We start from the raw sequence: 12,088 nt of genomic DNA, 5'->3' as shown, positions 1-12,088 counted from the left end.
TGATACATTGGACAAATTGGTGATTGAAGGCGGGAAACCTCTCTCAGGAACCATTGTTATCCAAGGAGCGAAAAATGCCGCATTGCCGATATTGGCTGCTAGCATGCTTGTTAAAGGTACGGTAATTATCGATCATGTCCCGACCCTGCTGGATATCGAGGTCATGCTTGAGATTTTGCGCGAGCTAGGCTGCAAGGCGGAATATAGCGGACAATCGGTTGTATTGGATACAACCGGCGCTAATTCTTGGCATGTTCCTGAGGCGCTCATGCGACAAATGCGCTCTTCCATCTTTCTGATGGGGCCGCTGCTCGCACGGTTTGGCGAAGTGGAAATATACCAGCCCGGCGGGTGCGCGATCGGCGAACGCAAAATTGACCTTCATCTTCGAGGGCTGAAGGCGCTCGGCGCACATATCGAGGAGATGGGAAACCGTATTGTTTGCAAGGCAAAGAAACTTATCGGCACGGAAGTGCATCTGGATTTTCCGAGTGTAGGCGCGACGGAAAATTTAATGATGGCTGCGGTATTGGCGGAAGGCATAACGACAATCAGCAACGCCGCTCGCGAGCCGGAAATACAAGATCTTCAGCATTTTCTTAACCGGATGGGTGCCAAAATCATTGGAGCCGGAACAGATACAATAACGGTGGAAGGGGTACAGTCACTAGTTCCTTGCCGTTATCGGATCATCCCGGATCGCATTGTCACGGGCACCGTCATGGTGGCAGCTGCGGTTACACGCGGTCAGGTCACCCTTCAAAATACGAACCCATCCCATCTAACATCTCTTATTCACGTCCTGCGTCGTGCAGGTGTTCAAGTAGCAATTGACGGTGATATAATAAAAGTCGGCAGCTTGAGCCGTCCCTTGGCGGTCGAGCGAATCGTAACCTCGCCATATCCGGCGTTTCCTACGGATCTGCAATCCCAGGTAATGGTGCTGCTTGCGATGGCGGACGGCGTTAGCGTGATGAAGGAGACGATCTTTGAAGGACGCTTCAAACATGTGGACGAATTAAGCCGCATGGGGGCTGACATCCGGGTTGATTTGAATTCCGCCATTATCCGCGGTGTCCCCAGGCTCTATGGGGCAACGGTGGAAGCAACCGATCTGCGCGCAGGTGCAGCGCTGGTCATTGCTGGCCTGGCCGCGCAAGGGAAAACCGTTGTTGAACAGATTCATCATATTGATCGCGGGTACGACAGGATCGAGCAGATGTTCAACCGGCTTGGAGCCCGAATCTCGCGGTATACATCGGTTACAGACAATCAAGTCATTTAAGCGGAATAGAGACAGAGCGCTGCCGGTCTTCGCCGGTTAGGAAGGCCGGACTATTTTACAACTTGGAATTTACTATAAAACGGTGCTGCATAGCAAGCCAGGCTGCAGCAGCCGTTTGCGCTTGCCTGGAAACGGTAGGCGGCGAGCCGTTAACGGTTGGAGAGGGGACAAGCTATGTCACAATTGATACCTGTATTAAAAGAACCTAAACCCAAACGCCGCAGCAACCGTAAATTGCTGATCGTCCTCTTCCTGCTCTTTTTTGTTTTATTGTCTGTGCTGTTTTTCAATTCTTCCATCAGCAAGATTTCATCGATTACGATTACAGGGCAGCAGTTTATCACCACGGAGGAGATTGGGGATGCCTCAGAAATCCGTGTGGGCGATCCATTCTATGGAACGACTGCGGCAACCATTAAATCGCGAATAGAGCAGATGAAGCCGATCGAACAGGCCATCGTGACGAAGAAGTTTCCCGGTGAGATTCATATTCAGGTGCTGGAATTTCCAGCAGTCGCGTTTGAAGTATCGCCTTCGGGTGATATTACGGCGATCCTCTCAAGCGGGACTACTGTTGCGATGAAAGGACGGGATTACGTCGTGGACAAGCCGGTGCTCTCACAGTGGAAAAGCGACGATCCTCAGAAAGAAAAGCTGACCCGGGCGCTGGCGGAGATTCCAAGCGACATGCTGTCGGATTTCTCGGAGATTATCCCGTTTCCGTCCAATTCCTACCCCGATCGGATCAAAATATATACGCGCACGCAATTTGAAGTCATTACTGCAATTTCCTTGCTGAGTGAGAAAATACCGACTTTAAGCGCTGTCCTTGAAACCCAGGAACCGGGCAGAGTTACGATGCTGCTGGCCGATACCTATGCGCCATATGATACGAATGGGGAAGAAAGTGAAGATTCTAATGAAAAAGAGACTACTCAATAGTTAGAAAGAATGGTAGAATTTTATTTATGGTATTTCACCTCTCTTTCTCAAAATCAAGCTTACAATTATCGCCATGATCGGACATTCTCGGGAAATGGCAAGTCTTTCTAGTCAAAAAAATTGTAGAAAAAAGAGGGAAAATATAAAGTGCGTTGAATAAGTAGTACAGTATGTTAGAGTCCTACCCTTAATTATTTCTGTTGAAATGGAGGTGCCATGGGTTGAGCAGCAACGACATCATCGTTAGTTTGGACATCGGTACATCCAAAGTTCGTGCTATTATTGGTGAAATGACAAATGGAGCCATTAATATTATTGGAGTTGGATCTGCCGACTCGGAGGGTATTCGCAAAGGAGCAATCGTAGATATTGACCAAACCGTGCAATCCATCCGTAATGCTGTGGATCATGCGGAGCGTATGGTTGGCATTCAAATAACCGACGTGTATGTCGGTATTCAGGGCAATCATATTGGATTACAAACCAATCATGGCGTTGTCGCGGTATCGAATGAAGATCGCGAAATCGGAGAAGAAGATATCGAACGGGTGCTCCAAGCCGCGAAAGTGGTGGCTTTACCTCCAGAGCGTGAGATTATCGGGTTAGTGCCCAAACAGTTTTTAGTAGATGGTTTGGATGGCATATCCGATCCGCGCGGTATGATCGGAGTACGCTTAGAAGTTGAAGCGACCGTTATAACGGGCGCGAAGACAGCCATACATAACTTGATGCGCTGTGTTGAGAAAGCGGACCTGCGTATATCGGGTGTGATATTGATGTCACTTGCTTCAGGTCAAATGTCGCTTACAAAAGACGAGAAAACGATGGGAACGGTGCTTGTTGATATCGGAGCAGGCTCATGCACTCTTGCGATTTTCGAGCAGGGAAGTCTGGCTGCGACCTCGACGTTGCCAATCGGCGGCGAATACGTGACCAACGATATCTCATACGGTTTGCGTACCCAGACAGAGCAAGCGGAGAAGATTAAGCTTAAATATGGCTGCGCTATGATCAGCGATGCGGCCGATGATCAAAAATTCAAGGTAATGCGTATGGGCAGTAATGTGGAAAAAGAGTTCTCCCAGGTGGACCTGGCCAACATTATTGAACCGCGGATGCAAGAAATCTTTCATCTAGTCCTCCAAGAGGTACGGAGGCTTGGTTTTGCTGATAAGGTAGGCGGTTATGTACTGACCGGCGGAACGGTTTCGATGGCCGGCGTACTTCCGCTTGCACAGAGCGAATTGGAATCTTCTGTCCGCATCGCTGTACCGGACTATATCGGCGTACGCGACCCTGCTTATACGAGCGGGGTGGGTATGATTCAATATGTGTCCAAGTATATGCGAAGCCGCGTTGCCAGTGCGCCTAAGAAAGCGGGCAGCCGCAAAGCGAATCCTTCTGCGCCCTCCAAACCCGGATTTTTCGAGCGAATAAAAAATATGTTTAGTGAATTCATTTGATCGGGGGAAACAACAATGTTGGAATTCGATTTCGATATGGAGCAGCTGGCGCAGATTAAAGTCATCGGTGTGGGTGGCGGCGGCAGCAATGCGGTTAATCGGATGATCGAGAACGGTGTGAAAGGCGTAGAGTTCATTACGGTGAACACCGACGCTCAAGCACTTCATTTAGCAATGTCGGAGCATAAGCTCCAAATCGGTGACAAATTAACACGCGGACTTGGAGCGGGCGCCAATCCTGAAGTCGGTAAAAAAGCGGCTGAGGAATCCCGTGATCTGATTGCCAATACGCTTAAAGGTGCGGATATGGTATTTGTTACGGCTGGCATGGGCGGCGGAACGGGTACGGGAGCTGCACCTGTTATCGCTGAGATTGCCCGTGAGGTTGGGGCACTCACTGTAGGTGTCGTTACACGTCCGTTTACCTTCGAAGGGCGCAAGCGTTCGGGACAAGCTGAGCTTGGCATTGAAGCGTTAAAAGAAAAAGTCGACACGTTGATCGTTATTCCTAATGATCGCCTGCTCGAAATTGTAGACAAAAAGACACCGATGCTGGAAGCGTTCCGCGAGGCGGACAATGTGCTTCGTCAAGCGGTGCAAGGCATTTCCGATCTGATTGCCGTTCCAGGCTTGATTAACTTGGACTTTGCCGATGTAAAGACCATTATGACGGAGCGAGGCTCCGCACTGATGGGGATCGGCATTGCGACCGGTGAGAACCGTGCAGCTGAAGCTGCACGCAAAGCGATCATGAGCCCGCTGCTGGAAACGTCAATTGATGGCGCCCGCGGCGTGATCATGAATATTACCGGCGGCTCGAACCTTTCCTTGTATGAAGTAAACGAGGCGGCAGAGATCGTCATTGGCGCATCCGATCCAGAAGTGAATATGATTTTCGGTGCGATCATTGACGAAGATTTGAAGGATGAGATCAAGGTAACTGTCATTGCGACAGGGTTTGAACATAAGGGTCCATCCCCGCTGCGCCGTGCGCCGGGTCAGCCTGCTGAAGCAGCAGGCGATACGCGTCAGCCGGCAGCTTCAAATGTTAAGCCATATGGAAGCAGTGCGGTCAGTGATCAACTGGATATTCCGGCTTTCCTGCGGAATCGTCCGCGTAATGACCGATAAATTGAAATCAAATACATGAAGGCTGTGCCTAAGTGGTGATGAATCCACTCAGGCACAGCCTTTTTTGTGTTTTCATTCTGCCGCCAAACTCGACAAAAAAAGATCGCTCATGACGGCATGTTTAGACAGACATTGAAATAGGATTTTAATATACTAGTCTAAACCGTTCCCTCGGGGTGCCCGAATGGTGTCAAGCGATCCGGGTTGGCAGGAGGTTGAACCGACCTGATTGTGTACGTAGATCTGGTTTTTCTGTTGAATTTGTTCATTGACGCAGCTGTGCTGCTCATGACGGCTTGGGTTCGTGGTATTCGTCCCCGGTGGATAAGAATCGGATGCGCAGCCGGAATCGGGGCGTGTTATGTCGTAATGATGTTTGTGCCGCAGCTCTCGTTTTTATTTGCGTTTGGCATTAAGTTCGCTTTGTCGCTGCTTATGGTATGGGCTGCATTTGGATTTGTAGGATTACAGCATTTTTTGCGAAATATTGCGGCTTTTTACGGCGTCAACTTTGCGGCAGCCGGAGGTGTGTTCGGACTCTATTTTTTATTGCAGAGCTCCACATCATTCTGGAACGGAATCTGGTTTATGCGGACAGGCGGGCAGGGTACGGCGTTCAATTTAAGTTTGCTTTTTTTAGGGATCGCTTTTGCGGCAGCGCTTCTGATCTACAGATTGGTATTAAGCGGGCGTAAACAGCGGGAGCAGCTGCTCTCTCATGTGGCCGAGGTTATCGTACAAATCGGTGAACGCGAGCAGCGCTGCAAAGGGCTCATTGATACAGGCAACCATCTGTATGATCCGCTTACAAGGACGCCTGTCATGATTATGGAAGCGGCATTATGGGCCGGGGATCTTCCTCCCTCCTGGATGGAAAAAATAAAGGAGGCACAGGTTGACCGGCTGCTTGCAGGAATCGGGGAAGAAACCTGCGTCTGGCAGGATCGGTTAAGGTTGGTACCTTATCGCGGCGTTAACCGCGGCACACAGTTCATGCTGGCTTTGAAACCGGATCGCGTACGAATCGAACAGGAAGGAAGGGTCTTCGAATCACACAAGGTGCTGATAGGACTTGATGGCGGGAAGTTGGTATCAGACGGTGCCTATCAGGCGATTATCCATCCGTCACTAATCCAGAATTCAAATGAAACGTTGACACAAGTTGGTTTACAGACAGGGAGGGAATTGCCGAAATGATTGTGAAATGGAAGTTGACCCTGCAGTTATATTATTACAGGTTCTTGTTTTTATTCGGATTAAAAAGCGAAGAAATTTATTATATTGGCGGGAGTGAGGCGCTGCCGCCACCGCTTACCCGTGAGGAAGAGGAATATTTGCTTGGCAAGCTTACGACTGGCGATTCGGCCATCCGTGCCATGCTCATTGAAAGAAACTTAAGGCTTGTTGTGTATATAGCCCGAAAATTCGAGAACACCGGCATCCATATCGAGGACCTCGTATCCATAGGCGCGATCGGCCTCATTAAAGCGGTCAATACTTTCGATCCGGAGAAAAAAATTAAGCTTGCCACCTATGCATCGCGATGCATCGAGAATGAAATATTAATGTATTTGCGGCGCAACAGTAAAATTCGTACAGAGGTATCCTTTGACGAGCCTCTTAACATTGATTGGGACGGAAACGAGCTGCTTCTATCGGATGTGCTCGGGACCGAGAATGATACGATTTACCGTAATATCGAAGAGCAAGTGGACCGCAAACTGCTGCACAAAGCGCTTGATAAACTGACGGAACGGGAGCGCATTATTATGGAGCTGCGCTTTGGCCTTACCGACGGGGAAGAGAAAACACAAAAGGATGTGGCGGACCTGCTGGGCATCTCGCAGTCTTATATTTCAAGGCTGGAGAAGCGGATTATTAAACGGCTTCGCAAGGAATTTAACAAAATGGTGTGAGACGGACGAACGAATAAAAACAACTCTCGAGGGGATAATGTACATTAATGTTTCTCCTTGGGAGGTAATCACGTTGACCCGAAACAAAGTTGAGATCTGTGGAGTGGATACCGCGAAACTGCCTGTCCTGACCAATGCCGAAATGAGAGAACTGTTCACGGCGTTGCAAACCCGAAATGAACGGGCAGCCAGAGAGAAATTGGTTAATGGCAATCTGAGGCTGGTGCTTAGCGTAATTCAACGATTTAACAATCGCGGGGAATTCGTAGACGATTTGTTCCAGGTTGGATGTATTGGACTCATGAAAGCCATTGATAATTTTGATCTAAGTCAAAATGTGAAATTTTCAACGTATGCTGTTCCAATGATCATCGGTGAAATCCGCCGGTATTTGAGGGACAATAATCCGATCCGTGTGTCACGAAGCCTGCGCGATATTGCTTATAAAGCGCTGCAAGTACGGGACAGCCTAACCAATAAAAATTCGCGTGAACCCACGATTTTTGAAATATCGGAAGCGTTGAATGTGCCAAAGGAAGATGTCGTCTTCGCGCTTGATGCGATTCAAGATCCGGTATCGCTGTTTGAACCGATCTATCATGACGGCGGGGATCCCATTTATGTCATGGACCAGATAAGCGATGATAGAAACAAGGATGTTTCCTGGATTGAAGAGATAGCACTTCGTGAAGCGATGCTCAAATTAAATGAGCGCGAGAAAATGATTTTATCCATGCGATTTTTTGAAGGAAAGACGCAAATGGAGGTCGCTGACGAGATCGGCATCTCGCAGGCTCAGGTATCAAGGCTTGAAAAGTCGGCTATCCAGCAAATGCAAAAACATGTGAAAACATAAACGGCGCGCAAGCGCCGTTTTTTCATTGTTGCGTGCCCAGAGGCACGCATCTTCTAGCCGGTGCTAGTCCGGTCACGGGAGGGGCCAAGTCCCCGTACAGCAAGGATACCAGCGGGTGGTAAAATCTGTGCGCAGAAGCGTATCGACGAAAGTACCTGAAATCTGCACGCTTAAGAATGACTAACATTGGAAAAGCGCCCTGAATGCAGCCGATTCGAGCTGTGCTTTTTTGTTTGTCCGGAGGACATTTCGCCGATTTTTCTCATATAGTTAAATAGGAGGCGAGCGAAACAAACTACGGGTGGAAAAGTGGTGATTCAGCCTTGAAGATATCAGATTTTCAAAGTAAGGATGTCATCAACATCGTAGACGGCAAAAAGCTCGGCCATGTAAGCGATTTGGAGCTGGATTTGCGGCAGGGGCGGATCGATGCGATTGTTGTTCCGAGTTATGGCCGGTTTTTCGGGATGTTCAGCGGTGGAGCCGACATGGTCATTCCATGGCGGAATATTGTGAAGATCGGAGCCGATGTCGTATTGGTGCGGATCGATGAGACGAAGGGCTACCGCCCGGAGGATGAAGAAAATCAAATGAGATGAGCCGGCCTGAATCCGGACTTTTCGTTAAAGGGCTGTTCGCTTCTGCTTATTCCTCTGTGGTACACTGGGATTGGAGGTGTTGAATCGTGACGGAACCATTTCAAACCAAAACTTCAGCGGAGGGGCCTTCGCTTTTTTATTTGACTTCCTGGATGGATGAGCAGGACGGTCTGACCGCAGGGTTCACCGGACGCCATGGCGGGGTAAGCGGTCATCCCTGGACTTCTTTGAATCTGGGCCTGCATGTAGGCGATGAACCTGCTCGCGTGGTACAGAACCGTCGTCTGGTTGCGGAGTCGCTGAAGTGGCCGTTCGATGCCTGGACCTGCGCGGAGCAGGTACACGGCTGCCGGGTTAGGCAGGTCACTTCTGCGGATCGGGGCAGCGGCAGAGAGAATAGAGCGGGTGCGATTGCGGATTGCGATGCATTGATGACGAATGAGACCGGCGTATTGCTGACGTCTTTTTATGCTGATTGTGTCCCGATCTATTATGTTGACCCTGTATGCCGGGTTATTGCCCTTGCTCATGCGGGATGGAAGGGGACAGTGCTCGAGATTGCCCGGATGACTGTTGAATCGATGAAGGACGCTTACGGCAGCGAGCCTAAAGACATTTTTGCGGCGATCGGGCCATCAATCGGACAATGCTGTTATGAAGTGGATCAACCGGTAATCGAGCGGGTGGAGCCGCTGGTTCAGCGGCTGAGTACCGAGCTTGAAGTCTCTCCCGCCGAGATGATGCTTGAAAACGGCGAAGGGAAAGCGCGCTTAAACTTGAAAGAAATTAACCGACAGATTATGATAAAAGCAGGAATCTTGCCGACGCATATCGAATTAACGGAGAGATGCACCGGCTGCCGGACGGATCTGTTCTTTTCCCATCGCATGGAGGATGGCAAGACAGGCAGGATGGTAAGCTGGATCGGCATGAAAGAGAGGTGAGCGATTCTCTTGACGTTAACGGATCGTATAGAGAATGTGGAACTGCGGCTTAGTGAAGCGTGCATGCGAAGCGGACGTAAGCGTAGTGACATTGGGGTCATTGCAGTAACGAAATATGTATCGATTACAACAGCAGTAGATGCTCTCAAGCATGGCTTGGTTCATCTGGGTGAGAATAGATGGCAGGACGCGGAAGCAAAATGGCGCGTGATCAGCGGAGGCTCGGACAGCGCACAGCCAAATGGCGGCAGCAATGGACAAGCCGTATGGCATTTTATCGGTTCACTTCAGACGAACAAGGTGAAGGATGTAGTAGGCAAATTTGATTACATTCATTCACTTGACCGGATTTCTCTGGCACAGGCCATAGATAAGAAGGCCGGGCAGCTTGGCATACAGATGCCATGTTTCATTCAATTGAATGTATCAGGCGAAAATTCCAAGCATGGACTGCCGCCTGAGGAGCTGGCTTCATTCGTTAAACAGTTGGCGGTATTGAATCATATCAAAATCGCGGGACTTATGACGATGGCTCCCTATGAAGCGGAGCCGGAAACAACACGTCCGGTATTCCGGGGATTGCGGCTGCTGCGGGACGAGCTGAACGAGAAGGCGATTTTACCTTACGAAGTCACGGGACTATCAATGGGCATGTCCAATGATTTTGAAGTGGCGGTTGAAGAGGGCGCTACTTGGCTGCGGCTTGGAACCGTACTAGTCGGTAAAGAGGAGGAATGAAGATGAGCATGATGAACAAGTTTATGAATTTTATAGGCTTGCAGGAAGAAGAGGAAGTTGTGGAGAGGGAGAAGGTCACACAAACATACTCGCAGTCCGACGATCAAGAGTTTGAAACCTCCGGCTTTGAAACACGTAAGAATAGTGCAAAAGGGAATAATATCGTCAGCATCCATTCTCAAAAGAATGTACGTGTCATCTTGAATGAACCCCGGACTTACGATGAAGCCCAGGAAATAGCCGACCATCTCCGTTCGCGCCGCTCGGTAATCGTTAATTTGCAGCGGGTTAGAAAAGATCAAGCAGTGCGCATCGTTGATTTTCTCAGCGGGACGGTATATGCATTGAACGGCAGTATTTCAAAGCTTGGTCCGAACATCTTCCTATGTACACCGGATTCGGTAGAAATTCAAGGCACCATAACAGAGATGATGGCTGAGGATCCTGACTACAACAAAATGAGGTGACCTTGTAAGTGGCACAGTTTATTGGTACGTTGCAAACCATTTATACGTTTATGATTATCGGTTATGTGCTTTTGTCGTGGCTGCCGAATGCACGCGAAAGCTTTATCGGCGAAATGTTGGGCAAGCTAGTTGAGCCTTACCTTTCGATGTTCCGCCGATTTATTCCGCCAATCGGCGGGATGCTGGATATCTCGCCGATTGTCGCTGTATTCGCGCTGCAATTCGTGGCTGCGGGATTAATTGCTGTTCTCGGTTTCTTAGGATTATCATGATAAACTCAGAAATTTACGAGCATTTCCATCCGGACGAACGGGCATTTGTTGACCGGGCCTCAGAGTGGGTGGAGCGTGCCGCAGAGTGGCATGAACTGAAACGGACCGACTTTCTGGATCCCCGTCAAGCTTTTATCGTAACAACGCTTGTGAACCGCCATCCGGATGCCGCTCTGCGGCTTGACGGAGGTTATACAGGCGCCGAGAGGCAGCGGGCCATTATCGCGCCGGATTATCGCCCGCTGGATGAGGAACCCATTGGCATATCTGTGCTGTCGGTTCACACCGGCGACCGCAGCCAATTGGAGCTTGATCACGGTGACTACATGGGGGCGATCCTCGGTCTTGGGATCAAGCGGGATCGGATCGGTGACATTCATGTCCATGAAGACGGCTGTCATTGCTTGGTGGCTGATGAAATTGCGGATTATTTGAATATTCATCTTAGACAAGTGCACCGGGTTCATGTCCTAACCGACATTCTTCCACAATCGGAGCTGCGAACCGCTGTACCGGAATTGGAGGAAATGAACTTTACGGTGGCTTCTTTGCGTCTGGATGGCATTAGCAGCGATGTGTACCGGATCAGCAGAGCCAAGATTGTTGATCCCATCAGAGCTGGCCGCTGCCGGGTGAACTGGAAGGTAGTGGAGGACCCGTCCAAGCTGCTCAAAGCCGGGGATGTGGTATCGATGCAGGGATTGGGACGATTTAAAGTGCTTGATGTGGAAGGTATGACGAAAAAAGGCCGAATTCGTGTCAAAGTTGGCAAATTTATTTGAGATGTTGCAGGAATTTGGCTCGCGCTGTCGAATCATCAATTAACAATCAGGGCAATTCGTCATTTCATTAGGAGGTGCACCAATGCCGCTTACGCCATTGGACATACATAACAAAGAGTTCGGTCGGAGACTTCGCGGTTACGATGAAGATGAAGTCAATGAATTTTTAGACCAGGTCATAAAAGACTATGAATTATTAATCCGAGAGAACAAAGAGCTGCAAAATCAGGTGCTGTCCCTTCAAGAAAAGCTGAATCATTTCTCCAATATTGAAGAAACGCTCAGCAAAACGATCATCGTCGCCCAAGAAGCGGCTGATGAATTGAAGAACAACTCGAAGAAGGAAGCCCAGCTTATCATTAAAGAAGCAGAGAAAAATGCCGACCGCATCATCAATGAGTCGTTATCAAAGTCCCGGAAGGTTGCACTTGAGGTGGAAGAGCTGAAAAAACAGGCTTCCATCTACCGTGCGAGATTCCGTACGCTCGTTGAAGCGCAGCTTGATTTGCTCAGCGTGGACGGATGGGATTCGCTCGAAGCCGGCAGCCGTGAAACGGCGAGTCGGGATTAAGCGGCATTGACAAACGGCATTTCAAAGGAGTATAAATAAAGATAACAAATCATGAATTCAATGACGAGAACGAGTAAACCGCGTGTTTGATCCCCAGAGAGTCGGCACATGCTGAAAGCCGA

The 12,088-nt window shown here is 49.3% G+C and carries 14 protein-coding genes and 1 other annotated feature (1 of these 15 cut by a window edge); all 14 genes read left to right on the top strand.

Translation table 11 applies throughout. The features are described from left to right. Nucleotides 1–7 precede the first annotated feature (7 nt). The gene (murA, locus tag IEW11_RS14450) at nt 8–1,285 is read left to right on the top strand and encodes a UDP-N-acetylglucosamine 1-carboxyvinyltransferase (RefSeq protein ID WP_188531765.1); all 1,278 of its coding nucleotides are present in this window, start codon (nt 8–10) and stop codon (nt 1,283–1,285) included. A gap of 174 nt (nt 1,286–1,459) precedes the next feature. After that, nucleotides 1,460–2,227, top strand: coding sequence for a cell division protein FtsQ/DivIB (locus IEW11_RS14445; RefSeq protein ID WP_188531764.1), 768 nt, complete (start codon nt 1,460–1,462; stop codon nt 2,225–2,227). Nucleotides 2,228–2,448: 221 nt separating this feature from the next. Then, entirely contained in the window at nt 2,449–3,690 is a 1,242-nt protein-coding gene (gene ftsA, locus IEW11_RS14440) for a cell division protein FtsA (protein ID WP_188531763.1), read from the top strand. Between the two features lie 15 nt (nt 3,691–3,705). After that, a complete protein-coding gene (ftsZ, locus tag IEW11_RS14435) occupies nt 3,706–4,821 on the top strand; it encodes a cell division protein FtsZ (RefSeq protein WP_188531762.1) in 1,116 nt (371 codons plus the stop codon). Nucleotides 4,822–5,052: 231 nt separating this feature from the next. Further along, nucleotides 5,053–6,018 (top strand): sigma-E processing peptidase SpoIIGA, encoded by a 966-nt coding sequence (gene spoIIGA / locus IEW11_RS14430; protein ID WP_229725293.1) that lies wholly within the window; start codon nt 5,053–5,055, stop codon nt 6,016–6,018. Further along, nucleotides 6,015–6,737, top strand: coding sequence for an RNA polymerase sporulation sigma factor SigE (sigE, locus tag IEW11_RS14425; RefSeq protein WP_188531761.1), 723 nt, complete (start codon nt 6,015–6,017; stop codon nt 6,735–6,737). Before spoIIGA ends, sigE begins: the two co-directional genes overlap by 4 nt. Before the next feature lie 73 nt (nt 6,738–6,810). Continuing rightward, on the top strand, nt 6,811–7,593 hold the full coding sequence (gene sigG, locus IEW11_RS14420; protein ID WP_188531760.1) for an RNA polymerase sporulation sigma factor SigG: 783 nt from the start codon (nt 6,811–6,813) through the stop codon (nt 7,591–7,593). A gap of 323 nt (nt 7,594–7,916) precedes the next feature. Further along, a complete protein-coding gene (locus tag IEW11_RS14415; protein ID WP_188531759.1) occupies nt 7,917–8,192 on the top strand; it encodes a YlmC/YmxH family sporulation protein in 276 nt (91 codons plus the stop codon). 152 nt (nt 8,193–8,344) lie between these two features. Further along, the gene (gene pgeF, locus IEW11_RS14410) at nt 8,345–9,136 is read left to right on the top strand and encodes a peptidoglycan editing factor PgeF (RefSeq protein ID WP_188531906.1); all 792 of its coding nucleotides are present in this window, start codon (nt 8,345–8,347) and stop codon (nt 9,134–9,136) included. A gap of 9 nt (nt 9,137–9,145) precedes the next feature. Then, a complete protein-coding gene (locus IEW11_RS14405; protein ID WP_188531758.1) occupies nt 9,146–9,874 on the top strand; it encodes a YggS family pyridoxal phosphate-dependent enzyme in 729 nt (242 codons plus the stop codon). Nucleotides 9,875–9,876: 2 nt separating this feature from the next. After that, the gene (locus tag IEW11_RS14400) at nt 9,877–10,341 is read left to right on the top strand and encodes a cell division protein SepF (RefSeq protein ID WP_188531757.1); all 465 of its coding nucleotides are present in this window, start codon (nt 9,877–9,879) and stop codon (nt 10,339–10,341) included. Nucleotides 10,342–10,349: 8 nt separating this feature from the next. Beyond that, nucleotides 10,350–10,613, top strand: coding sequence for a YggT family protein (locus tag IEW11_RS14395; protein WP_268237400.1), 264 nt, complete (start codon nt 10,350–10,352; stop codon nt 10,611–10,613). Beyond that, nucleotides 10,610–11,395 carry a YlmH family RNA-binding protein gene (locus tag IEW11_RS14390; protein ID WP_188531756.1) on the top strand — a complete coding sequence of 262 codons (786 nt, stop codon included), beginning with the start codon at nt 10,610–10,612 and terminating at the stop codon, nt 11,393–11,395. Before IEW11_RS14395 ends, IEW11_RS14390 begins: the two co-directional genes overlap by 4 nt. An 82-nt stretch (nt 11,396–11,477) precedes the next feature. Beyond that, nucleotides 11,478–11,966, top strand: a complete 489-nt coding sequence (locus tag IEW11_RS14385; RefSeq protein ID WP_188531755.1) for a DivIVA domain-containing protein — start codon at nt 11,478–11,480, stop codon at nt 11,964–11,966. A 51-nt stretch (nt 11,967–12,017) separates the two neighbouring features. Next, nucleotides 12,018–12,088, top strand: a binding site (T-box leader) (it continues 189 nt past the right edge of the window).

Source organism: Paenibacillus abyssi (genome assembly GCF_014640295.1).
Taxonomy (GTDB): Bacteria; Bacillota; Bacilli; order Paenibacillales; family Paenibacillaceae; genus Paenibacillus_D; species Paenibacillus_D abyssi.
Note: the sequence above shows the minus strand (reverse complement) of the source record. Positions and strands in the feature narration are given on the sequence as shown.